17 protein-coding genes are annotated in these 23,583 nt (G+C 65.7%); 10 read left to right on the top strand and 7 right to left on the bottom strand.

All coding sequences use genetic code 11. The features are described 5' to 3' along the window. Positions 1–6: 6 nt before the first annotated feature. The 3 genes from NFE57_RS06495 to NFE57_RS06485 are packed head-to-tail and all read left to right on the top strand — an operon-like array spanning position 7 to position 3,197. Positions 7–1,146 (top strand): fumarylacetoacetate hydrolase family protein, encoded by a 1,140-nt coding sequence (locus NFE57_RS06495; RefSeq protein WP_252134761.1) that lies wholly within the window; start codon positions 7–9, stop codon positions 1,144–1,146. Between the two features lie 53 nt (positions 1,147–1,199). Then, positions 1,200–1,997, top strand: a complete 798-nt coding sequence (gene xylB, locus NFE57_RS06490; RefSeq protein ID WP_252134760.1) for a D-xylose 1-dehydrogenase — start codon at positions 1,200–1,202, stop codon at positions 1,995–1,997. 24 nt (positions 1,998–2,021) lie between these two features. Continuing rightward, the gene (locus NFE57_RS06485; RefSeq protein WP_252134759.1) at positions 2,022–3,197 is read left to right on the top strand and encodes an endo-1,4-beta-xylanase; all 1,176 of its coding nucleotides are present in this window, start codon (positions 2,022–2,024) and stop codon (positions 3,195–3,197) included. Between the two features lie 95 nt (positions 3,198–3,292). Here the strand turns inward: NFE57_RS06485 and NFE57_RS06480 are convergent, their stop codons facing one another. After that, a complete protein-coding gene (locus NFE57_RS06480) occupies positions 3,293–6,694 on the bottom strand; it encodes a TonB-dependent receptor (protein ID WP_252134758.1) in 3,402 nt (1,133 codons plus the stop codon). Between the two features lie 331 nt (positions 6,695–7,025). Here NFE57_RS06480 and NFE57_RS06475 point away from each other — a divergent pair, with 331 nt between their 5' ends. The 7 genes from NFE57_RS06475 to NFE57_RS06445 all read left to right on the top strand — a co-directional run bounded on the left by NFE57_RS06475 (position 7,026) and on the right by NFE57_RS06445 (position 17,314). Then, entirely contained in the window at positions 7,026–8,570 is a 1,545-nt protein-coding gene (locus tag NFE57_RS06475) for a tryptophan halogenase family protein (RefSeq protein ID WP_252134757.1), read from the top strand. Then, the gene (locus tag NFE57_RS06470; RefSeq protein ID WP_252134756.1) at positions 8,567–10,102 is read left to right on the top strand and encodes a tryptophan halogenase family protein; all 1,536 of its coding nucleotides are present in this window, start codon (positions 8,567–8,569) and stop codon (positions 10,100–10,102) included. Before NFE57_RS06475 ends, NFE57_RS06470 begins: the two co-directional genes overlap by 4 nt. Beyond that, positions 10,099–11,124 carry a cupin-like domain-containing protein gene (locus tag NFE57_RS06465; RefSeq protein ID WP_252134755.1) on the top strand — a complete coding sequence of 342 codons (1,026 nt, stop codon included), beginning with the start codon at positions 10,099–10,101 and terminating at the stop codon, positions 11,122–11,124. The genes NFE57_RS06470 and NFE57_RS06465 overlap by 4 nt, the downstream gene beginning before the upstream one ends. A 93-nt stretch (positions 11,125–11,217) precedes the next feature. Next, positions 11,218–12,867: a glycoside hydrolase family 43 protein gene (locus NFE57_RS06460; RefSeq protein WP_252134754.1), complete on the top strand. Its 1,650-nt coding sequence runs from the start codon at positions 11,218–11,220 to the stop codon at positions 12,865–12,867. Continuing rightward, positions 12,854–14,680 (top strand): glycoside hydrolase family 9 protein, encoded by a 1,827-nt coding sequence (locus NFE57_RS06455; RefSeq protein ID WP_252134753.1) that lies wholly within the window; start codon positions 12,854–12,856, stop codon positions 14,678–14,680. The genes NFE57_RS06460 and NFE57_RS06455 overlap by 14 nt, the downstream gene beginning before the upstream one ends. A 93-nt stretch (positions 14,681–14,773) precedes the next feature. Next, positions 14,774–15,796: a LacI family DNA-binding transcriptional regulator gene (locus NFE57_RS06450; RefSeq protein WP_252134752.1), complete on the top strand. Its 1,023-nt coding sequence runs from the start codon at positions 14,774–14,776 to the stop codon at positions 15,794–15,796. Between the two features lie 108 nt (positions 15,797–15,904). Further along, positions 15,905–17,314 (top strand): sugar porter family MFS transporter, encoded by a 1,410-nt coding sequence (locus tag NFE57_RS06445; RefSeq protein ID WP_252134751.1) that lies wholly within the window; start codon positions 15,905–15,907, stop codon positions 17,312–17,314. Positions 17,315–17,359: 45 nt separating this feature from the next. On the opposite strand, the gene ada is transcribed toward NFE57_RS06445, so the two are convergent. From ada to NFE57_RS06415, 6 genes are all read right to left on the bottom strand, one after another. Beyond that, positions 17,360–18,394: a bifunctional DNA-binding transcriptional regulator/O6-methylguanine-DNA methyltransferase Ada gene (gene ada / locus NFE57_RS06440; RefSeq protein WP_252134750.1), complete on the bottom strand. Its 1,035-nt coding sequence runs from the start codon at positions 18,392–18,394 to the stop codon at positions 17,360–17,362. A gap of 84 nt (positions 18,395–18,478) precedes the next feature. Continuing rightward, on the bottom strand, positions 18,479–18,730 hold the full coding sequence (locus NFE57_RS06435; protein WP_252134749.1) for an ATP synthase F1 subunit epsilon: 252 nt from the start codon (positions 18,728–18,730) through the stop codon (positions 18,479–18,481). A gap of 44 nt (positions 18,731–18,774) precedes the next feature. Beyond that, positions 18,775–20,310: a F0F1 ATP synthase subunit beta gene (atpD, locus tag NFE57_RS06430; RefSeq protein ID WP_252134748.1), complete on the bottom strand. Its 1,536-nt coding sequence runs from the start codon at positions 20,308–20,310 to the stop codon at positions 18,775–18,777. A 109-nt stretch (positions 20,311–20,419) separates the two neighbouring features. Continuing rightward, positions 20,420–21,298, bottom strand: coding sequence for a F0F1 ATP synthase subunit gamma (locus NFE57_RS06425; RefSeq protein WP_252134747.1), 879 nt, complete (start codon positions 21,296–21,298; stop codon positions 20,420–20,422). Positions 21,299–21,367: 69 nt separating this feature from the next. Then, entirely contained in the window at positions 21,368–22,897 is a 1,530-nt protein-coding gene (gene atpA, locus NFE57_RS06420) for a F0F1 ATP synthase subunit alpha (RefSeq protein WP_252134746.1), read from the bottom strand. Positions 22,898–22,906: 9 nt separating this feature from the next. Further along, entirely contained in the window at positions 22,907–23,461 is a 555-nt protein-coding gene (locus NFE57_RS06415) for a F0F1 ATP synthase subunit delta (protein WP_252134745.1), read from the bottom strand. Positions 23,462–23,583: the final 122 nt, after the last annotated feature.

Below are 23,583 nucleotides of genomic sequence, written 5' to 3'. Positions count from 1 at the left end.
CACGAGATGGAATTTGCGGTGAAAACCGCGCTGCCGGCCGACTGGCAGGCCGGCCGGTTCGTCGGGCGCATCGACCGTGGTGAGGGGCCATGCGTCGTCCTGATCCGCGACGGCCGCGTCACCGACATCACCGCCACCTACCCGACCGTGTCGGCGTTTGCTGCGGCGGGCGCGCCCGCTTGCGACGGCGACGATCTGGGCACGCTCGACGCGCTTGGCCTGTCGGTATCGACGACGCCCCGGCTGCTGAGCCCGATCGACCTCCAGTGCGTCAAGGCATCGGGCGTGACCTTTGCGGTCTCGGCGCTCGAACGCGTGATCGAGGAGCGTGCGCGCGGCGATGCGAGCAAGGCGGCCGAGGTCCGCGGGCGGCTCGAGCAGCGCGTCGGCGGCTCGATCCGATCGGTCGTCCCCGGCAGTGCGGAGGCCGCGACGCTCAAGCAGGCGCTGATCGACGACGGCATGTGGTCGCAATATCTCGAGGTGGCGATCGGCCCCGATGCCGAGATTTTCACGAAGGCCCCCGTGCTCTCCACGGTTGGATGGGGCGCCGACATCGGCATTCGATCCGATTCGACCTGGAACAATCCCGAGCCTGAAATCGTCCTGCTGATCGCCCCCGATGGGGTGCCGCTTGGCGCATGCCTCGGCAACGACGTCAACCTGCGCGATTTCGAGGGACGATCGGCATTGTTGCTGGGCAAGGCCAAAGACAATAACGCATCGTGCTCGCTGGGCCCGTTCATCCGGCTGTTCGACGCCGGCTTCACGATGGACGATGTACGCGACGCCGAACTCGATCTGGAAATTTCGGGCGACGACGGCTATCGCCTGACCGGGCACAGCGCGATGCGCGAGATCAGCCGCGATCCCGAAGACCTCGTCCGCCAATCAATGAGCGAGCATCAATATCCCGATGGCTTCGTGCTGTTCCTCGGCACCCTGTTCGCGCCGACGCAAGATCGTGACGAGCCCGGCCGGGGTTTCACCCACAAGGTCGGCGACCGCGTATCGATCGCGACGCCGCGGCTGGGTGCCCTCGTCAACCGCGTCGTCACGTCGAAAACGGCCGCGCCCTGGACGATGGGGATCGGCGGCCTGATCGCCAACCTCGCCCGCCGCGACCTGCTCGGCCACAGCGGGTGAACGCGCTCCTTTTTCCCTTTTCATCCCATCACACGACCTCAAGGACCGCCTGAATGCTTCAAGAAGCGAGCGCTGCCGGCATCGACACCGGCCGGTCTGCGCACTATCCGAGTCTGGCCGACAAACGTGTCTTCATCAGCGGCGGCGGCTCGGGCATCGGCGCCGGGCTGGTCGAGGCCTTCACGCGGCAGGGCGCGCAGGTCGCGTTCGTCGACATTGCCGATGCGCCTTCGCGCGCGCTGGTCGAGCGGCTTGCGCCCGACGCCGCCCACGCGCCGCGTTTCGACCATTGCGACATCACCGATCTCGACATGTTCAAGACCACGATCGCCGCGATCGAGCACGATCTGGGCGGTATCGACGTGCTGATCAACAACGCCGCCAACGACGATCGCCACGACATCGACAAGGTGACGCCGCGTTATTGGGACGACCGCATGGCGGTGAATCTGAAACACCAGTTCTTTGCCGCCCAGGCGATATGGCCGGGGATGAAGGCGCGCGGCGGCGGTTCGATCATCAATTTCGGCTCGATCTCGTGGCACCTCGGACTGCCCGACATCGCGCTGTACCAGACCGCCAAGGCCGCGATCGAAGGGTTGACGCGCAGCCTCGCGCGCGAACTCGGCCGCGATGGAATCCGCGTCAACACGATCGTTCCGGGCAATGTCGAGACGCCGCGTCAGGCGCAATGGTACACCCCCGAGGGTGAGGCCGAAATCATCGCCGGCCAATGCCTGAACGGCCGGATCCAGCCCGCCGACGTCGCCGCGATGGCGCTGTTCCTCGCCTCCGACGACGCGCATATGTGCACCGCGCACGCTTATTGGGTCGACGCCGGCTGGAGCTGAACACCACCCGACAGGGAGCAAGCCATGGCCAGAGACATCACGCGCCGCGAGGGAATGACTTGGTTGGCGGGGTATGGGTTGGCGGGGCTTGGGCTGATAGCGTCCGGTGATGGTGCGCACGCCGCTGGATCGGTCACGGCGCCGTCGATCGATGCCGTCGCACGCAAGAGCGGCCGCCGCTTCGGCTCGGCCTTTGGCTGGAGCCCGCCCGGCGCCGATGCGGGGAGCTTCGCCAACCCCGCTTATGCCGCATTGCTCGAACGCGAATGCGGCGTGCTCGTCCCTGAAAACGAACTCAAGTGGAAGGCGCTGCGGCCCGATGCGGCCAGCTTCGCGTTCGATCGCGTCGATGCGATGCTCGATTATGCCGCGCAGCACGACATGGCGATGCGCGGCCACACCCTGCTGTGGCACCGCCCCCAATGGATGCCCGCCTGGGCCGAGAGCCACGACTTCGGCAGCGCGCCGGCCAAGGCGGCCGAACGGCTGCTGACGACGCATATCGCGACGGTGATGCACCATTGCGGCCCCCGCATCGCGAGTTGGGATGTCGTCAACGAAGCGGTCGACCCCGAGACCGGCGGGCTGATCGAGATCGCGCTGTCGCGGGCGATGGGCGGCGCCCGGCAGTCGGTCGATCTCGCCTTCCACACCGCGCGCGCCACGGCGCCCGACGCCGAGCTGGTCTATAACGATTTCATGAGTTGGGGTGCGGGCAGCGCGACGCACCGCGCGGGCGTGCTGCGGCTGCTCGAGGGATTCCGCGCGCGGGGGGTGCCGGTCGATACGCTGGGCATCCAATCGCATCTGGCAACCAGCGGTCCCGATATCGCCGCAACCGTAACCCAGCAGGAGCGCGACTGGCGCGGCTTTCTCGATGAGGTGGTGGCGATGGGGTATCGCCTGATCATCACCGAACTCGACGTGCGCGATACCGGGCTGGCCGCGCCGTTCGCGGTGCGCGATCCTCTCGTTGCCGATTACGCGCGCGCCTATCTCGATATCATGCTCGATTATCCGCAGCTCGGCGACGTGCTGGTCTGGGGCATGTGCGACGCCTATAGCTGGCTCGACGGCTTCGACCCGCGCAGCGACGGCGAATCGCGCCGGGGCTGCTGCTACGACCCCGACTTCCGCGCCACCCCGCTGCGCACGGCGATCGCAGCGGCCTTTGCCGCCGTGACACCCGCGCAAGGCTGAAAAAAGGGGCGCTTGTCCTTTCGGAAAGCGCCCCTTCAGCCCCCCGGCGTTCAGAGTGATAGAGTTGATCCGGTTCCATTAGAACCGGACCAAGTCTAGAAATTACCGCGTATGATGAACGAGAAGCGGCGATCGTTCATGAAATAGGAACGCGGCGCCAGCGCGCTTGGATCGCCCTTATACGCCTGCAGCGTCTTGGTGACCTCGTTGGTCAGGTTGACGCCCTGAACGCCCAGTTTGATCCATTTGTTGACGTTGATGAACGCCGACGCATCGAGCTGCCCCGTCGCATCCTGGAAGATTGACGTATACGGGAAGATCACGTCGGCGGCGGTCAGCAGGAATTTTGACCGCCAATTATACGCCGCGCGCAGCGAGATCGGTCCCTTTTCGTAGAATATCGTGCCGTTGATATTGTGCTTCGACAGCCCTTCGAGCGGCAGATTGCCGGGCTTGATGCTGCCGATGTTAACCGCCTGCCCGGTGTTCAGGAACGTGTTCGGAAGCCCCGAACTCTGCACATAGGAATAATTGGCGTTGACACCGAAGCCCGAGAGCAGGCCGGGAAGGAAATCGAAGGTCTGCTGATAGGCGACCTCGAACCCCTTGATCTTGCCGTGGCCGTCGTAATTGGCCGGTCCGCGGGTCTGCGCGGGGAAGGTAATGCCGTTGTTGGTGATCGGCAGCGCCCCGGTCGCCTGATAGAAGAAGTTTTTGACGTCCTTGTAGAACACGTCCGCCGTCAGCGAGCCCACGCGCGAGAAATACCATTCGGCGGTCAGATCGAACTGCCACGCGGTGGCGGGATTGAGGAACGGGTTGCCGACATTGGCGACCAGATTGCCATTCCCGTCGACGCCGAGATCGAGATAGCTGCGCACATAGGACGATTCGGGGCGCGTCAGCACCTTCGAGGCCGCGAAACGCACTTGCAGATTGTTGGTCAACCCGAATTTGAGGTTCAGGCTCGGTAGCCAATAGGTGTAGCCGTGGCGCGACTGGTTGGGCGTGATCGCCGCATCCGTCCCCGAGAATTGCTGGAGCAGCGCATAACCACCGGGGCCGAGGTTGCACACCCCGCCCGGCCGCCGCGCCGTCGTCCCCGGCGGCGCGCCCGCCGGCACGCTTTCACGACACCGCACGTCATAAACATCGGTAATGCCGAGATCGCCCTGGTTGGGGATACGCGACGCGCCGAACGAATAGAGATCGGTGTGAACGAAGCGGACCCCGGCGTTGCCCGACAGGCTGATATTGCCCAGCGTCGTCTCCGGCCCACCGAAATTGACCATCAGATAGGCATTGACGTCCTGCTGCTTGACGCGCTGGATTTCGTTGGGGCGGAACATGCTGCCGGGGATGGCGTCGACCCGCTCGGCGAGCGGTTCCCAGTCATTCGCGGCGCCCGCCCCGTTGGTATTGTGCCAGGTCGAGGCGATTCCCTTGAGGAAGCTGCTGGCGCCCGCATAATCCTTGATGAGATCGCCATTGTAATAATAGCCGCCGATCGGGCCGGGGGTCTGACCACGGAAGAAATTCTGGAAATCGTAAAAATCGGCCTGCGCGCTGCCGCTCTGGGCCAGCGACACCGGCGTCCCGCCCCACAATTCGCTGAGCACGCCCCAATTATATTGCGAATGGCGCACCGTCTGATCGCGATCGGCATAACGCGCGCCGACCTTGAGCTTCTTGAGGAAGGAATCGTCGCCCAGATCGTAACCGACATCGGCCTTGAACGCATATTCGCGCCCGACGCTGTGTTCGGCATGATCCATCGCCGCGCGCCAGAACTGGACGTTCCGGTTCGCGAAATATTCGGCGTCGGTATTGGACGCCAATTCGGCATTCGGCGTCGCCCAATCGGCGGCGAGCGTCATCGGCTTGTGCGGGATGACGATCGGCAGATCGCCCGTCAGGTCGAGTTCCTGATCGGCGAAGGTCGATCCGAAGGTGCTGACATCGAGGATCGTGTGTTCGGACCGTGTATAATCGCCATCGAGCTGGATCTCCCAGCGATCGGCGGGCAGGATCTTGAGGTTCATCCCGAAATCGTTGACGGTATTCGCTTCCTTCACCTGCCGGCGCGACAAGGATTGCTGAATACCGCCGGTCGGCACGAAGCTATCGGCGCTGCCGCTGTTCGAGGTGCGCCATCCGGTGCCGGGCAGCGTGATATAGCCGCTCTCGAACAGGCCGCTTTCGTCATATTGATAGTTCTGGAGCGACCCGACCGGGCATTCCGCCCGCGTCGTGCCGTTGTTGTTGTAGAGCGGCCCATTGCCGTTCTGGAGGCAGCCCGCGGGATAGGTATTGTATTCCGACAGATCGGGCGCGCTCTCGAACGTGTGCTCGCCCCAGCTATTGGTCGTATGCGAGCGGATGAATTGCGCGGTGGCTACCACCGATTTGTCGAGCGATTCCCATTGTCCCGCAAGCGCCACGCCGTCGCGCTTGCGATCGAAATCCTGGCTGCGGAACTGGCCGCCGATCGGCGCATAGGCCACCGGCATGAAATCGGCGAAGCCGTCCGCCCCCGCCGGCTGAGTCGCGCCGCACGGCGCATTGACCACATTGCCCTGAGCGTCGAGTTGCTGCGGCGGCAATCCGAGCGTATCCGAATTGCCGGGCAAAGGATTGCGGCAGACCAGCACGCCATTGCCGTTCTGATAGGGCACGGCGGTATTGTCGCGGGTCTGGTAATTGGTGACCTGGATGCCGTCCGCGCGGCTGCGCAGGCGCGAATAGGAGACGTGGCCGAGCAGGCCGAAGGTGCCGATCCCGGTATCCCAGGTATCGCTGACGAGCAGCGATCCGGTGGGCGACCATTTCTTTTCGAAATCGCCGTAATTGGCTTCACCACTGAAGCCGACGTGGAACCCGCGATTGTCGAACGGCTTGCGCGTGTTGAGATTGACCGTGCCGGCAAGCCCGCCCTCGATCATCGCCGCGGTGACGTTCTTGTACACCTCGACCGAGCCGAGCAATTCGGACGGCACGTCCGAGAAATTGAGCGCCTGCCCCCCCACCCCGGCGGCGAACGCATCGCGGCCGTTGAATTCGGAACGGACGAAATTGAGGCCGCGCACGACGACCCCCGAGCCCTCGACCGAGAAATGGTCGGGATCGTTGGTGCCGGCAAACCGGTTGATCGCCACGCCGGGGACACGTTGGAGCGCCTCCGTGACCGAGCGATCGGGCAGCGCGCCGATATCCTGCGCGGTGATGGCATCGACGACGGTGTCGGCATTGCGCTTGATCGCCTGCGCATTGGCAAGACTCTCACGAATCCCGGTAACGACGATCTCGCTGGCGCCGGGTGCAGGCTGCTGATCGACACTATTGCCGTCCTGCGCGACGGGTGTCGTCTGCGCCCAGGCCGGAAGCGCCGCAACCGCGCCCCCCAAGACAAGCAGCGATGCGCCGCAGCGCAAGGCAGCCCCGGTAGCGCTTCCGCGCGTGCCGCGAGTCGCACGGCGCAGATTCAGGAAGTCCCCCATCGTCCCCTCCCACCTGATAGCGCTAACAGCTTACGTCGCGCCTTTTGTATGTCATTTGCGTAACGTAAGAACTGCGGCCACGCAAGGTAGCGCAATATTTGATCCGCCGATCGCGCCCCGATTGTGACAAAATCGCCACGAAACCCGCCATAAAAATCCTATTTTAATATTATTTTGCAATGCATTGCTTGCAAAATGTACCGCTAACTTGACCGTTTGACGGCGCGGCATCGGCCTCTCTAGAGTAACACCACGATGGGGGAGGCACGAACAGCATGGGCGGGATCACCGTAACAGGCACCATCAATGCGGTGTGCCGATGGCGCGCCATATGACCGGCATGCCCGCGCCGATCGAGCGACTCGTGATCGTCGGCGGCGGCACCGCCGGCTGGATGGCCGCCGCCGCCTTCTCGCGCTTCCTCAACAACGGCCATACCAAGATCACGCTGATCGAATCGGCGGAAATCGGCACGATCGGCGTCGGCGAAGCGACGATTCCGCCGATCCTCACCTTCAACAAGATGCTCGGAATCAACGAAAACGAGTTCATCGCGGCGACGCAGGGCACGTTCAAGGCGGGGATCGAATTCGTCAATTGGGGCGCGATCGGCGAACGTTACGTGCATCCGTTCGGCTTTCACGGTCGGGAAATCCACGGCGTCGCCTTCCACCAGCTCTATCTTCGCGCGCGATCGCGCCGGCCGATGCCCCCGATCAGCGAATGGTCGATGAGCGGCGCGGCGATTCGCCTTGGCCGGTTCGCACGCCCCGGAACGGACGCATCCACGCCCTTCAACCAGCTCTATTACGCCTATCAGTTCGACGCCGCGCTCTATGCCCGCTTCCTGCGCACCTATGCCGAACGCGGCGGAATCGAGCGGATCGAGGGCAAGGTGGTCGATGTCGCCCTCAACGGTGAGAGCGGTTTCGTCGAAACGCTGACGCTCGCCGACGGCCGCCGGATCGAGGGCGACCTGTTCCTCGATTGCTCGGGGTTTCGCGGGCTGCTGATCGAGCAGGCGCTCAAGACCGGCTATGAGGATTGGTCGCACTGGCTGCCGTGCAATCGCGCGGTGGCGGTGGCGACCGAGAATGCCGTGCCGCCAGAACCGCTGACGCGCGCCACCGCGCGGTCGCACGGCTGGCAATGGCGCATCCCGCTCCAGCACCGGATGGGCAACGGCCTGGTCTATTCGAGCGCCTATCTTTCCGACGACGACGCACGCGACACGCTGATGGCGAACCTCGAAGGCCCCCCGCTGGCCGATCCGCGGACGCTGTCGTTCACCACCGGGCGGCGGCGGCTGTCGTGGAACAAGAACGTCATCACGCTCGGGCTGTCGAGCGGGTTCGTCGAGCCGCTCGAATCGACCAGCATCCATCTTGTTCAGGCCGGGATCGCGCGGTTGATCGCGCTGTTCCCCGACAAACGCTGCACCGATGTCGAACGCAACGAATATAACCGCGCGATGAAGGATCTGGCGGAGGATATCCGCGATTTCGTCATCCTCCATTTCCACGCGACGCGGCGCAATGATTCGCCGTTCTGGGATTATTGCCGGACGATGCAACCACCCGACAGCCTGGCGCGAAAAATCGCGCTGTTCCGCGAAAAGGGCCGCGTCTTCCGCGACAATTTCGAGCTGTTCGCAACCCCGAGCTGGGTGGCGGTGATGTTCGGCCAGGGGATCTGGCCCGACGGCTACGATCCGATCGTCGACGCGCTCGACGAAGACCATGTCGATCGGGCGATCGAGCAGATGCGTCGCGATTACGAAGCCACCGCACAGCGACTGCCGACCCAGGCCGAGTTCATCGCGCGCTGCTGTGCCGCGCCCGGATCGCCGCTGCGCGCGGCGGTGGCGGCGTCATGATCGACGACCGCATCCGGCGCATCGTCATCGTCGGCGGCGGCACCGCGGGCTGGATGGCGGCGGCGGCCACCGCCCGGATCCTGGGCAAGATGCCCGATCTGTCGATCACGCTGGTCGAATCGGCGGACATCGGCACGGTCGGGGTCGGCGAGGCGACGATCCCGCAGATCGTGCTGTTCAACGCCTTGCTCGGGATCGACGAAAACGCGTTCGTGCGCGCCACCAACGCCACGTACAAACTGGGCATCGAGTTCATCGACTGGGTCCGCATCGGCCATCGTTATTCGCATCCGTTCGGCTTTTACGGGCTCGACATGATGGGGATCGAATTCCACCATCACTGGCTCAAGGGCCGCGCGCTCGGCGATCCGCATTCGCTCGACGATTATGCGATCTCGGTGGTGGCAGCGCGCGCCGAAAAGTTCACGCGTCCGCGCCCCGATCAACCCCGGTCGCCGTTGTCGAAGCTCGCTTACGCCTTTCAGTTCGATGCCGCGCTATATGCCAAAATGCTGCGCGGGCTGGCGGAGGCGGACGGCGCGACGCGCATCGAGGGCCGGATCGTCGATGTCACGCAGCATAGCGAAAGCGGGCTGGTCGAGCATGTCACGCTGGCCGACGGACGGACGATCGAGGGCGATCTGTTCCTCGATTGCTCGGGATTCCGTGGGCTGCTGATCGAACAGACGATGCACGCCGGGTTCGAGGACTGGAGCAAATGGCTGCCGTGCGACCGCGCCCTCGCCGTCGCGAGCGAGCGCACCGGCGACTGGCAGCCGCTCACCCGATCGACCGCGAAAGCCGCGGGGTGGCAATGGCGCATCCCGCTCCAGCACCGCACCGGCAATGGCTATGTCTATTCGAGCGCGCACCTTTCCGACGACGAGGCCGCGGCAACGCTGCTGGCGGGGCTCGACGGCCCGGCGCTGGGCGATCCGCGCCCGCTGCGCTTTACCGCGGGGCATCGCAAGGCGGCGTGGGTGGGCAATGTCGTCGCGCTGGGGCTCGCGAGCGGATTCCTCGAACCGCTCGAATCGACCAGCATCCACCTCGTCCAGACCGGGATCGCGCGGCTGATGACACTGTTTCCCACGCGCGATTTCGACCCGCGCACCATCGCGCGCTACAATGCGATGACCGAGCAGGAATATGTCGATATCCGCGACTTCCTCGTGCTGCACTATAATGCGACCGAGCGGAACGACACGCCCTTCTGGGATTATTGCCGCACGATCGAGCCGCCCGACGGGCTCAAGGCCAAGCTCGAGATGTACCGCGCTTCGGGGCGAATCTTCCGCGAGCATGACGAATTGTTCACCGAGACGAGTTGGCTGTCGGTGATGGCGGGACAGGGAATCGAGGCGGCGAGCTATCACCCCGCCGCCGACCTGCTGCCCGATGCCGAGACGCTGGCGCGGCTGGCACATCTGCGCGAGGTGGTGGCGCACACCACTGCGGCGATGCCGACACAGCAGGAGTTTCTGCGTCAGCAACGCGCGCTCGCCGATACGCCGCTGATGCGGGCATCGTGAGCGATCTTCCCGAACCGCGCCCGATTGCTGAATATGACAACGTCGATCGCGCCCGCTTTCTCGGTGAGATCCGGCCGCTGGCGCAACCCGCGGTGCTGCGTGGGCGCGGCGCGGGCTGGCCGGTGGTAGCGGCGGCGCGTGCTTCCGATGAGACAGCGGTCGCGCATCTGATGGGCTTCGGCCCGACACGCAGCGTTTCGGTGATCGTCGGCGACCCCGAGATTGCCGGCCGCTTCTTCTATCGCGACGATCTTCGCGCGCTCAATTTCACGCGTGGCCAGGCTCCGCTCGCCGATGTGCTCGCGCGATTGCTACGCGATCGCGCCAATCCGGCGCCGCACGCGATCGCGGTTCAATCCGAGATACTGCCCGAATTACTGCCGGGTTTCGCCGAAGCCAACCAGATCGATCTGCCGCCCGCCCCCACCCCGCCGCGTATCTGGATCGGCAACGCGATCCGCGTCGCGCCGCATTTCGATCTGCGGGAGAATATCGGTGTGGTCGTTGCCGGGCGACGGCGCTTCACGCTTTTCCCGCCCGAGCAAATGGCCAACCTCTATCCCGGCCCACTCGAACTGACGCCGGCGGGCACGCCGGTCAGCATGGTCGATCTCGCCGCGCCCGATCTCGAGCGTTACCCCCGCTTTGCCGCCGCGATGGCCAGTGCCGAGGCCGCGACACTCGCACCGGGCGATGCGCTCTACATACCCTTTCACTGGTGGCACGGGGTCGATTCGCTCGATCGCTTCAACATCTTCGTCAATTACTGGTGGAACGAGGCGCGCGACGATCTGGGCGATGCGTATGACGCGCTGCTCTACGGCCTCTACGCGCTGCGTCACTTACCCGCCGATCAGCGCGCGGTGTGGCGACAGGTGTTCGATCGCTACGTTTTCGCGACCGACGGCGATCCGGTGGCGCACCTGCCCGATCATGCCAAGGGCGTGCTGGGCCCCGACCCCGACGCGACCATGCTCGGGCGGATGCGCGCGACGGTCAAAGCGATCGCGGGCAAGCTCTAGCCTCATCCGCAGCCGCGTGTTAGCGATAGCACAGGGGCATAGGGGGCAGAGATGCGACGCAGAACGCCGATCGGGCGTGTGCTGGCAATAGCGATGGGAGCGCTCATATTATGGGGCGCCGCGCCGGCGCCGCGCACCGCGACGTTCGCCTGGGTCGATTATCGGGGCGACGACGCGCTGCCGCCCGGCGTGACGCAAGGCCCGAGCGACTATCGTAACCCGATCCTCGCCGGCTTCTATCCCGATCCGAGCATCACGCGCGCGGGCGACGCTTATTATCTCGTCAATTCGACCTTTTCCTATTTCCCCGGCCTGCCGGTGTTCAAAAGCACCGATCTCATCCACTGGACCCAGATCGGCAACGCGATCGACCGGCCCTCCATGGTCGATTTCGGTAAACTCGGCGTATCGCGCGGGCTCTTTGCACCGGCGATCACCTATCACGACGGGCTGTTCTGGATCGTCAACACCTGCGTCGATTGCGGCGGCAATTTCGTCATCACCGCACGCGATCCGGCGGGGCCGTGGTCCGATCCTGTATGGCTCAAAGACGCGGCGGGCGGGATCGATCCCTCGCTGTTCTTCGATGACGATGGCAGCGCGTGGCTGGTCAATAACGACGTTCCCGCCAAGCCGCCGCGCTATGACGGGCATCGCGCGATCTGGCTCCAGCGCTTCGATCCCGTCACTAAGAAACTGATCGGCGCGCGACGTGTGATCGTCGACGGCGGCACCGATCCGGCGGCCAACCCGATCTGGATCGAGGGGCCGCACCTGTTCAGGAAGGACGGGCATTATTATCTGATCGCAGCCGAAGGCGGCACCGCCGAGAACCATTCTCAGGTGGTGTTCCGCGCCGATGCGGTGACCGGGCCCTACGTGCCGTTCGCGGGCAACCCGATCCTGACCCAGCGCGACCTGCCCGCCGATCGCGGCTTTCCGATCACCTCGACCGGCCATGCGGGATTCGTCGATACCGGCAAGGGCTGGTGGGCGACCTTCCTTGGCGTGCGGCCTTATGACGGGCGCAACTTCAACACCGGACGCGAGACCTTTCTGCTGCCGGTGACGTGGACCGATGGCTGGCCGCGGATCACCGCGCCGGGGGCAGCCGTGCCCTATGTCCACGCGCGCCCCGATCTACCCGCAAGCGAAGCGTCCGTCCCCACCACAGGGGCGATGACGCTACGCCAGAATTTTGCCGCACCAACTTTGCCGCTCGACTGGATGATGCTGCGCAACCCGGCCAAAACCTGGTATCGGCTTGGCGACGGCGCGACGCTCGAGGCGCGGCCGGTGGGGCTGGGCGATCGCGGCAATCCCTCGTTCCTCGCACGCCGCCAGCAGCATCTGAACGCGAGCATCACCACGCAAGTGCGTTTTTCGCCTGAGCAAGACGGCGACCGCGCCGGGCTCGCCGCGTTCCAGAACGACGATTACTGGTTATTCCTCGGGATCGAGCAGGTGGCCGGCAAGGCGATGATCCGGCTCGACCGCCGCGCCGACGAGGAAGACCCGGCGATGGGGGTGATGGTGGCCGCGGCGCCGCTTGAGGGCACCGCGGGAGCGCCGATCGAGCTTCGGATCACGGCACGCGGCGGGCGCTACGACTTCGCTTATGCGACCCGGCCGGGCGCGTGGCGCATACTCGCGCGCGATGTGGACGGGACGATATTGAGCACGCAGATCGCGGGCGGATTCGTCGGGACGATGCTGGGGATTTACGCTTATGGCGCCGATTAGGACAGCTTTCCTGGCCGTTGCACTGGCAGGTAGTGCAACGGCGAGCCCGCAACCGCCCGCCGCGCCGATCCGGCTCAACCAGATTGGGCTGCTGCCCGATGGCGCCAAGCGCGCGCTGCTACCCGATGCGGCGTCCGCGCCGCTCGGCTGGACGCTGACCGATGCCACAGGCAAAACCGTCGCGTCGGGCATGACGCGCGTGACCGGGGATGATGCGGCTTCCGGCGAGCATCTCCATTTGATCGATTTCGGCAGCTTCCGCGGGCGCGGCGAGGGTTTCCGGCTCCATGTCGGGGCGCGGGCGAGCCGTGTGTTTGCGATCCGGCCCGATCTCTACGCCCCCCTCAGGCGCGCCGCGTTCAACTATTTCTACCAGTCGCGCGCGGGGACACGCATCGAGGCGCGCTATGCGGGGGGTGAGCGCTGGGCACGGCCCGCCGGGCACCCGCACGAGATCGTCACCTGCGTCGCGGGCACCGATGGGCAGGGTAACCAATGGCCCGGTTGCGCGGGCAGCTATGACGTTACCGGCGGCTGGTACGATGCCGGCGATCACGGCAAATATGTCGTCAATGGCGGGATCGCGCTGTGGACGCTGCTCGATCTGTACGAACAGGGCCAGCGCTGGATGGCGCCGCCTTTCCCCGATGGTGCGGCCGCGTTGCCCGAGGCGGGCAACGGGGTGAGCGACCTGCTCGACGAGGCACGCTGGGAGATCGAATTCCTGCTCGCGATGCAGGCGCCCGCGGGGACGACCGTGGCGGTCGCCCCCGGTGTGCCGCGCGCGGCGCCGGGGCTGGCGCTGGTGCCGACCGACGTCTCGGGCATGGCGTTCCACAAGGTCGCCGACGCACGGTGGACCGCGCTGCCCACGCCCCCGCAGGACGACCACGAAACGCGCATCCTGTTCCCGCCGAGCACCGCGGCGACGCTCAATCTCGCCGCCACCGCCGCGCAATGCGCGCGGATCTGGCGGTCGATCGATGCGGGCTTCGCAGCGCGCTGCCTCGACGCCGCCAAACGCGCCTTCGCCGCCGCCGAGGCGAATCCCGACATCTATCCGATTGCTGATTTCACCGGCAGCGGTGTTTATGGCGATGCGACGCTCGCCGACGAATTCTATTGGGCGGCGGCCGAATTGTTCGTGACCACCGGCGAGACGCCGTATCGCACCGTGATCGAGGCGAGCCCGTTCTTTCGGGCGCCCCGTGCGGGTGAATTCGGCTGGGCGACCACCGCAACGCTGGGCACGATCACCCTCGCAACCGTGCCCAACGCCTTGCCCCAGCAAGATATCACGCGGCTCAGGCAGAGCATCGTGGCCGCAGCCGATGCAGCGCTCAGCGACGACGCGCGGATCGGCTATCGCATCCCCTATGACCCGCCGGCCTATCCATGGGGTTCGAATTCGAACCTGCTCAACCGCGCGATGCTGCTCGCGCTCGCCGCCGACATCACCGCCAAGCCGGGCTATCGTGACGGGGTAATCGACGCGATGGATTATCTGCTCGGCCGCAACCCGCTCGACCGCTCGTTCGTCTCGGGGTTCGGCGCGCGGCCGATGACGCAGCCACACCACCGTTTCTGGGCACACGCCGCCGATGCGGCGCTGCCCCCACCGCCGCCGGGCGTGCTATCGGGCGGCCCCAATTCGCAGTCGCGGCGGGCCGATGAGATCGGCGCCGCGCTCGGGGATTGCGCCCCGCAAACATGCTGGGCCGATGATTGGCACGCTTTTTCATTGAACGAAGTCGCGATCAACTGGAACGCGCCGCTGGTCTGGGTGGCCGCGTGGCTGGACGCGCACCCATGATTGTGGTGCACCGTATCGTGGCGCTGGATACAAGCAGGAGGGACCGTGGCGAGATCGAGCCGTAGAAGCCGGGGGACGGCAACGATCCTCGACGTGGCGGCCGTCGCGGGGGTCTCGTCGATGACGGTCTCGCGCGTCGTCAACGGTGCGCCCAACGTGCGCGACAGCACCCGCCGTCGCGTGCTCGAGGCGATCGAGCAACTCAATTATTCGCCCAACACCGCCGCGCGCTCGCTCGCCGCGGGGTCGGCGACGCATATCGGGCTGTTCTACGCCAACCCGTCGGACGCTTACCTGACGCAATTCCTCGTCGGTGCGCTCGATGGCGCGCGGCGCGCGGGCTGCCACCTCGTGATCGAAGTGTGCGAGGGCGAGACCGCCGAAGCGCAAGCCGAAGCCACGCGCCGCTTCGCCAACACGCATGTCGAAGGCGTCATCCTGCCGCCGCCAGTGTCCGAATATGATCCCGTCCATGCCGAACTTGCCGCCGCCGACATTCCGGTGGTGTCGGTCGCGCGCGGGCTTGCGCCGGCCGACGCGCTCAATGTGCGGATCGACGATTATGAGGCGGCCAGGACGATCACGCGCCATCTGATCGAACTCGGTCATCGTGCGATCGGGCACATCCGGGGGCATCCAGGGCATATGGCGAGCGCCGAACGGCATCGCGGCTTCAACGATGCGCTCGCCGAAGCCGGGCTCGACCCTGATGCGGCGCCCGTCGAGCAAGGCTATTTCAGCTACAAATCGGGGCTGATCGCCGCCCAGCGCCTGATCGCGCGGCCAAGCCGCCCGACCGCGATCTTCGCCGCCAATGACGATATGGCGGCCGCCACGGTTTCGGTCGCACACCGCAGCGGGCTCGAGGTGCCGGGCGATATCAGTATCACCGGGTTCGATGATACCGCACTTGCGACCTCGATCTGGCCCGAGTTGACGACGATCCGCCAGCCGATCGCCGCGATGGCCGAAGCCGCGCTCGACCTGCTGCTCGCGCACCTCAGCACGGCGCGCGGCACCCCGCGCGTGCGCGAGCGAGTGCTCGATTTCGAATTCATCATCCGCGATTCGGCCGGGCCACCGAAGACCACGGGACGGCACGACGACATCCGCTGATTTGACGGCCGTTGAAACGCCATCAGAAAAAGCTCGCGCTATCCGCTGCTAGCGCTACCATAAGGCACATTCGATCGACGAGAATCGAGACGATGGAGGAGAGACGGGATGACTGAGGGGACCGACGAAAAGGTCAATAAAGGCCTGATCGCGCTGATCGTGGCGGTCGCGACGATCGGCGGCTTCATGTTCGGCTACGATTCGGGCGTGATCAACGGCACGCAGGACGGGTTGCGCCAGGCCTTCGGGCTCGACGATCTCGGGCTGGGCATATCGGTCGCCGCATTGCTGCCGGGGTGCGCGGTCGGCGCCTTCGCCGCCGGGCGGCTCGCCGATGCGATCGGCCGCCGCGCGGTGATGATGCTTTCCGCGTTGGTCTTCATCCTGAGCGCGCTGCTCGCGGGCGCCGCGCCCACCGACTTCATCTTCATCTTCGCGCGTTTCTTCGCCGGGCTCGCGGTGGGCGCGGCGAGCGTGCTCGCGCCGGTCTATATCAGCGAGGTTACCCCGGCATCGATCCGCGGCCGGCTGTCGAGCGTCCAGCAGGTGATGATCATCGCCGGACTGACCGGCGCCTTCCTCGTCAATTACTGGCTGGCGCACAATGCGGGCCATTCGACCGAGATTTTCTGGCTCGGCTATCCGGCATGGCGCTGGATGTTCTGGGCGCAGGTGATCCCGGCCGGGCTGTATCTCGCCTTGCTGCTGCTGATCCCGGATAGCCCGCGCTACCTCGTCATGAAAGGCCGCGATACCGAGGCCGAGGGCGTGCTGTCACGTATCCTCGGCAGCGGGGCGGGCGCGCGCAAGGTCGGCGAGATCCGCGCCTCGCTCGCTGCCGATCACCACCGCCCCCGCCTCGCCGACCTGCGCGACAAGGCGACCGGCAAGGTCCGCAAGATCGTGTGGGCCGGGATCGGCCTTGCGGTGTTCCAGCAGCTCGTGGGCATCAACATCGTCTTTTATTACGGATCGGTGCTGTGGCAGTCGGTCGGCTTCAGCGAGAATGACGCGCTGCTGATCAACATCCTGTCGGGATCGCTCTCGATCCTCGCCTGCCTGTTCACGATCTTCACGATCGACCGGATCGGGCGCAAGCCGCTGCTGCTCGTCGGATCGGCGGGGATGGCGGTAACGCTGGCGATCGTCGCCTTCTGCTTCTCGACCGGCGCGCTGGTCGACGGCACGCTCCAGCTTTCGGACCAATACGGGCTGATCGCGCTGATCGCGGCCAATGCCTATGTCATCTTCTTCAACGCGAGTTGGGGCCCGGTGATGTGGGTCATGCTCGGCGAGATGTTCCCGAACCAGATCCGCGGTTCGGGGCTCGCCGTGTCGGGATTCGCGCAATGGGTCGCCAATTTCGGGATCAGCGTCAGCTTCCCGTGGATGGCCGCCAATATCGGCCTGCCGGTGACCTACGGCTTCTACGCCGCGGCAGCGTTCATCTCGTTCTTCTTCGTGCGCGCGATGGTCCACGAGACGCGCGGGCGCGAGCTGGAGGAAATGGAGGGCTGACCGAGACGCCCCGCGCCCGCGATCGGCTGGGCGCGGGGCGTTTCTCTAGTCGACACCCTCGCGCTTCCTGAGCGCGATCTTGCGGTCGACACCATAAGCATAGCCGCCCATGCTCCCGTCAGCGCGCTGAGCGCGGTGGCATGGGATGACGACCGCGATATTGTTGGCGCCGCACGCGCTGCCGGCCGCGCGCACCGCCCGCGGGTTGCCGGCAGCGACGGCAAGCTCGCTATAGGTCCGCGTCTCACCGGGCGGGATCGCGCGCAGCGCCTGCCACACCGCCTCCTGAAACGCCGTGCCCTGGACGTCGATCGGCAGATGCTGGTCGCGCTCGGGCGATTCGACGCTGGCGACGACACGCGCGGCAAGCTCGGCGAGCGCGGCACCGCCGGGCACGATCTCCGCCTTGGGAAAGCGCGCCGCGAGCGCCGCTTGGTTCTCGTCGAACGACACCCGGCACAGGCCCTTGTCGGTCGCCGCCACCAGCAACGGGCCAAGGCTGGTCGGCGCGACCGTCCAGCGGATGGTTACCCCTGCCCCGCCGCGCTTCCACGCACTTGGCGTCATCCCCAAGCGCCGTGCACCACCGTCGTAGAAGCGGCTCGGCGCCGAATAGCCCGCCTCGTAGATCGCCTCGGTCACGCTGGTGGGTTTGTCCAACGCCTCGGCCGCCGCGCGCGCGCGCAGGCCGCGCGCATAAGCGGCGGGCGTCACCCCGGTCGCGCGTTTGAACAGGCGGTGGAAATGATGGGGAGCGTATCCCACGCGGCCGGCGAGGGCATCGAGCGGGATCGCTTCGTCCGCCGCCTCGATCAGCGCGATCGCGTCCGCCACCGCGCGCCGATCACGCCCGACCTCATCGGGTTTGCACCGCAGGCACGCCCGAAACCCTGCCGCCTGCGCCGCCGCGGGATCGGCGTAGAAAGCGACGTTCTCGCGGCGCGGGCGGCGTGCGGCGCAGCTCGGCTTGCAATAGATGCCGGTGGTCTTGACCGCGACGATGAAGCGCCCGTCGGCGTTGCGATCGCGGACCGAAAAGGCGGCCCAGGCCGCGTCACTATCGATGGCGGTGTGTGTCATGCACCCGATATAGGCGCATTTCGCGCCACCCGCTTCCCGCGCCTTGCGATCAAAGCGTGCGCGGCACGGCGCACGCCCGCTGCCTTATTCCGCGCGCTCGGCGAGGATCGTCAGGCCGCGCTCGTTGACCTCGGCGAAACCGCCTTCGATGCGGATCGTCTCGGGCGTGCCCTTTTCCTCGCGATGGATCACGAGATTGCCGTCGCGAATCGTCGACATCAGCGGCGCGTGCTGCGCGAGCACACCGAAATCGCCCTCGCTGCCCGGGACGACGACCATGTACACGTCCTCGGAGCGGACGAGGCGTTCGGGAGTGACGAGTTCGAAGTGGAGCATTTTTCGGTTCCTAACCCCTCCCGCAAGCGGGAGGGGAGTTTACATTACGCCGCTTCGGCCAGCTTTTCGGCCTTGGCGATCGCCTCGTCGATGCCGCCGACCATGTAGAAGGCAGCTTCGGGCAGGTGATCATATTCGCCGTCGACCACCGCCTTGAACGAGCGGATCGTGTCTTCGATCGCCACGAACTTGCCGGGGATGCCGGTGAACACCTCGGCGACGTGGAACGGCTGGCTGAGGAAGCGCTGGATCTTGCGCGCGCGCGCAACGGTCAGCTTATCCTCTTCCGACAGTTCGTCCATGCCGAGAATGGCGATGATGTCCTGCAGGCTCTTGTACTTCTGCAGGATCGACTGGACGGCACGCGCGGTCTCGTAATGCTCCTGGCCGACGACGCGCGGCTCGAGCACGCGGCTGGTCGAATCGAGCGGGTCCACCGCCGGATAGATGCCGAGTTCCGAGATCGCGCGGTTGAGCACCGTGGTCGCGTCCAGGTGCGCGAACGAGGTCGCCGGCGCCGGATCGGTAAGATCGTCCGCGGGGACGTAAATCGCCTGCACCGAGGTGATCGACCCCTTGTGGGTCGAGGTGATCCGCTCCTGGAGCGCACCCATGTCGGTCGACAGCGTCGGCTGATAGCCCACCGCCGACGGAATGCGGCCGAGCAGCGCCGACACTTCCGAGCCGGCTTGCGTGAAGCGGAAGATGTTGTCGACGAAGAACAGCACGTCCTGACCTTCGACGTCGCGGAAATATTCGGCGATCGTCAGGCCCGACAGCGCCACACGCGCACGCGCACCGGGCGGCTCGTTCATCTGGCCATAGACCAGCGCGACCTTGGACCCTTCCGAGATCGCCTTGCCGTCCTTGTCCTTGGCGATGACGCCCGCGTCGAGGAATTCGTGATAGAGATCGTTCCCCTCGCGGGTACGCTCGCCGACGCCGGCGAACACCGAGGTGCCGCCATGGCCCTTGGCGATGTTGTTGATCAGTTCCTGAATCAGCACGGTCTTGCCGACGCCGGCGCCGCCGAACAGGCCGATCTTGCCGCCCTTGGCGTAAGGCGCGAGCAGATCGATGACCTTGATGCCCGTCACGAGAATGCTGCTGTCGGTCGACTGATCGACGAACAGCGGCGCGGAAGCGTGGATCGGCGCGGTTTCGGTCGCGCCGACGGGGCCGAGTTCGTCGATCGGCTCACCGATCACGTTGAGGATGCGCCCCAGCGTCTTGGGGCCAACGGGCATGCGAATCTGCGAGCCGGTGTCGGTGACGATCTGGCCGCGGGTCAACCCGTCGGTCGCGTCCATCGCGATCGTGCGCACGGTGTTCTCACCGAGATGCTGCGCGACCTCGAGCACCAGACGATGCCCGTTATTGTCGGTCTCAAGCGCCGAAAGGATCGCCGGAAGCTGATCCTCGAAGGCGACGTCGACGACCGCGCCGATCACCTGGCTGATGCGGCCGACGTTGTTGGTCGTCGCCTTGGCCTTGGGCGCCGCCGTCTTCGCTGCCGGCGCAGCCTTCTTGGCGCGCGGCTTGGCGGCGGGCTTCTTGGTCGTGGGGGCTTCGCTTGCCATGATGTCCCTCATTCTCTTCTTCGTCATCCCAGCGGACGCTGGGATCTCCCTCCACGGGAGCATTCTGTGCGGCACGTGGCTCCGGCCTGCGCCGGGGCGACGCGATTGGCTAGAGCGCCTCGGCGCCCGAAATGATTTCCACCAGTTCGGTCGTGATCGCGGCCTGGCGGGTGCGGTTGTACTGGATCGTGAGTCGATTGATCATGTCGCTCGCGTTGCGCGTCGCATTGTCCATCGCGGTCATCCGGCTGCCCTGTTCGGACGCCGCATTTTCGAGCAACGCGCCGAAAATCTGGATCGCGATATTGCGCGGCAGCAGATCAGCGAGGATCGATTCCTCGTCGGGCTCATAGTCGACCGCAGCCGACGACGCGGGCGCGGCAGCGCTGCTGGTGTCGATCGCCACCGGGATGATCTGACGGCCGATCGGCTCCTGCACCAGCGCCGACTGGAACCGCGCGTAGAACAGATGCGCGATGTCGAACTCGCCCGCTTCGTAGCGGCGCACGACTTCGTCGGCGATGCTCTGCGCATCGGCGAACGCCACCGTCTTGATCCCGCCCATATCATGATCGCCCGCGATCAGCTTCGGGAAGAAGCGCTTGAGCACCCGTCCCTTCTTGCCGACCACGTAGAAATGGACCTGCTTGCCATCGGCGATCAATTCTTCCGCCTTGCGCTTGGCGGCACGGACGATGTTCGAGTTGAACGCGCCTGCGAGCCCGCGCTCCGACGTCGCGACGATCAGCAGATGCCGATCGTCCTTGCCGGTGCCCGCGAGCAGCTTCGGGCTCGACGCGCTGACGGTGATGCGCGCCGCGAGGCTCGCCATCACGCCCTCGAGTCGCTCGGCATAGGGGCGCGCGGCGACCGCCGCCTCCTGCGCACGACGCAGCTTGGCAGCGGCGACCATCTTCATCGCCTTGGTGATCTTCTGCGTCGACTTCACCGAGCCGATGCGGACCTTGAGGGCCTTCAATGACGCCATCTAGCTTCCCTTGTGCCCCCGCCTGAGCGGGAACCCCGACTGGCCCCCGCTGGCGCGGGAGCACATCATTTACGCAAACGCCTTCGTGAACGCGGCCAGCGCATCCTTGAGCTTGCCCTTGGTCGCATCCGACAGATCGCGCGTGTCGTGGATATCCTTGAGGATGTCCGGGTGGTTGGCGCGAATGTCGGCGAGCATCGCCGCTTCGTAGCGTGTGACCGCATCGACCGGAACATCGTCGATATAGCCGTTGGTGCCCGCGAAGATCGACACCGTCTGCTCCTCGAAGGGCATCGGGTTGAACTGCGCCTGCTTGAGCAGCTCGGTCAGCCTCGCACCGCGGTTGAGCAGGCGCTGCGTCGAGGCATCGAGATCCGAACCGAACTGCGCGAACGCCGCCATTTCGCGATATTGCGCCAGTTCGAGCTTGATCGAGCCCGACACCTTCTTCATCGCCTTGGTCTGCGCGGCCGAGCCGACGCGGCTCACCGACAGGCCGACGTTGATCGCCGGGCGGATACCCGCGAAGAACAGATCGGTTTCAAGGAAGATCTGGCCGTCGGTGATCGAGATCACGTTGGTCGGAATATAGGCCGACACGTCGCCCGCCTGCGTCTCGATGATCGGCAGCGCGGTCAGCGAGCCGTTGCCGTGCTCGTCGTTCATCTTCGCGGCGCGCTCAAGCAGGCGGCTGTGGAGATAGAAGACGTCGCCCGGATAGGCTTCGCGGCCCGGCGGACGGCGCAGCAGCAGCGACATCTGACGATAGGCAACCGCCTGCTTCGACAGATCGTCATAAACGATCAGCGCATGCATGCCGTTGTCGCGGAAATATTCGCCCATCGCGCAGGCCGTATAGGGCGCGAGGAACTGAAGCGGGGCGGGCTCCGACGCGGTCGCGGCGACCACGATCGAATATTCCATCGCGCCATTTTCTTCGAGCTGACGGACGATCTGCGCGACGGTCGAGCGCTTCTGCCCGATCGCGACGTAGATGCAGTACAGCTTCTTCGATTCGTCGTCGCCGGCGTTGGCGCCCTTCTGGTTGATGAAGGCGTCGATCGCGACGGCGGTCTTGCCGGTCTGGCGGTCGCCGATGATCAGTTCGCGCTGGCCGCGGCCGACGGGAACGAGCGCGTCGATCGCCTTGAGACCGGTCTGGACCGGCTCGTGCACCGACTTGCGCGGGATGATGCCCGGCGCCTTGACCTCGACGCGGCTGCGCTGATCGGTAACGATCGGCCCCTTGCCGTCGATCGGATTGCCGAGGCCGTCGACAACGCGGCCCAACAGGCCCTTGCCGACGGGCACGTCGACGATCGTGCCGGTGCGCTTGACGTCGTCGCCTTCCTTGATCTCGGCGTCCGAGCCGAAGATCACGACGCCGACGTTATCGGCCTCGAGGTTGAGCGCCATGCCCTGCACGCCGTTCGCGAACTCGACCATTTCGCCCGCCTGGACGTTGTCGAGCCCGTGGATGCGCGCAATGCCGTCACCCACGCTCAACACCTGGCCGGTCTCGCTGACCTGGGCCTCGGTGCCGAAATTGGCAATCTGGTCCTTGATGACCTTGGAGATTTCTGCGGCGCGGATATCCATGTGCGTGCCTTAGCCTTTCATCGCGTGCGCGAGGGAGTTCAAACGGGTCTGGATCGAGCTGTCGATCATCTGGCTGCCGATGCGGACCTTCAGCCCACCAAGCAGTGCGGGATCGACCGAGAGATCGACGGCGACATCACGGCCGAGCCGCTGACGCAGCGCTTGGCGAAGCGCGTCGACCTGCCCGCTCGACAGCGGGTGTGCCGAGGCGACCTCGGCGGTGGTTTCGCCGCGATGGTGCGCGGCGAGTTGACGGAACGCACGCATGATCGCCGGCAATTGCGCAAGCCGGCGATTCGCGGCGAGCACGCCGAGAAAATTGGTCGTGGTCGAATCGAGCTTCATCGCCTTCGCCGTCGCGGCCACGGCCTTGCCGGCATTGGCGCGCGAGACCAGCGGGCTCGTCGTGAGCTGCTTGAAATCGGCCGATTCGTCGAGCGCCTGACGGACCATGCCGAGGCTCTTTTCGACCTTGTCGATCGCACGGGCGTCGCGCGCGAGCGCGAACAGCGCGGTGGCATACCGCCCTGCTAAGCTCGCTTGAATACCGCCGGACATCTCCACGGACGCGGGTTCCTCTTCGGACAGACTGAAAGTGGCCCCATGCAAAAAGGGGCCCCGAAGGGCCCTCCTATGGGTTGCGCGGCTGCTAGCATCGGGGGGCGGCGGATGCAAGTCGCCCCCTT

This window comes from Hephaestia sp. MAHUQ-44 (assembly GCF_023806085.1).
In the GTDB taxonomy this organism is placed as follows: Bacteria; Pseudomonadota; Alphaproteobacteria; order Sphingomonadales; family Sphingomonadaceae; genus Sphingomonas.
The sequence above is the reverse complement of the archived record's forward strand: the minus strand, read 5'-3'. Positions and strand labels throughout refer to the sequence as shown.

Excerpts from the sequence above, each read along its gene's own strand:
- atpA (WP_252134746.1), bottom strand. The coding sequence starts at position 22,897 with ATGGATATCCGCGCCGCAGAAATCTCCAAGGTCATCAAGGACCAGATT.
- NFE57_RS06445 (WP_252134751.1), top strand. The coding sequence starts at position 15,905 with ATGACTGAGGGGACCGACGAAAAGGTCAATAAAGGCCTGATCGCGCTG.
- NFE57_RS06470 (WP_252134756.1), top strand. The coding sequence starts at position 8,567 with ATGATCGACGACCGCATCCGGCGCATCGTCATCGTCGGCGGCGGCACC.
- NFE57_RS06480 (WP_252134758.1), bottom strand. The coding sequence starts at position 6,694 with ATGGGGGACTTCCTGAATCTGCGCCGTGCGACTCGCGGCACGCGCGGA.
- NFE57_RS06455 (WP_252134753.1), top strand. The coding sequence starts at position 12,854 with ATGGCGCCGATTAGGACAGCTTTCCTGGCCGTTGCACTGGCAGGTAGT.
- NFE57_RS06485 (WP_252134759.1), top strand. The coding sequence starts at position 2,022 with ATGGCCAGAGACATCACGCGCCGCGAGGGAATGACTTGGTTGGCGGGG.
- NFE57_RS06495 (WP_252134761.1), top strand. The coding sequence starts at position 7 with ATGGAATTTGCGGTGAAAACCGCGCTGCCGGCCGACTGGCAGGCCGGC.
- NFE57_RS06475 (WP_252134757.1), top strand. The coding sequence starts at position 7,026 with ATGACCGGCATGCCCGCGCCGATCGAGCGACTCGTGATCGTCGGCGGC.
- NFE57_RS06460 (WP_252134754.1), top strand. The coding sequence starts at position 11,218 with ATGGGAGCGCTCATATTATGGGGCGCCGCGCCGGCGCCGCGCACCGCG.
- atpD (WP_252134748.1), bottom strand. The coding sequence starts at position 20,310 with ATGGCAAGCGAAGCCCCCACGACCAAGAAGCCCGCCGCCAAGCCGCGC.
- ada (WP_252134750.1), bottom strand. The coding sequence starts at position 18,394 with ATGACACACACCGCCATCGATAGTGACGCGGCCTGGGCCGCCTTTTCG.
- xylB (WP_252134760.1), top strand. The coding sequence starts at position 1,200 with ATGCTTCAAGAAGCGAGCGCTGCCGGCATCGACACCGGCCGGTCTGCG.
- NFE57_RS06425 (WP_252134747.1), bottom strand. The coding sequence starts at position 21,298 with ATGGCGTCATTGAAGGCCCTCAAGGTCCGCATCGGCTCGGTGAAGTCG.
- NFE57_RS06435 (WP_252134749.1), bottom strand. The coding sequence starts at position 18,730 with ATGCTCCACTTCGAACTCGTCACTCCCGAACGCCTCGTCCGCTCCGAG.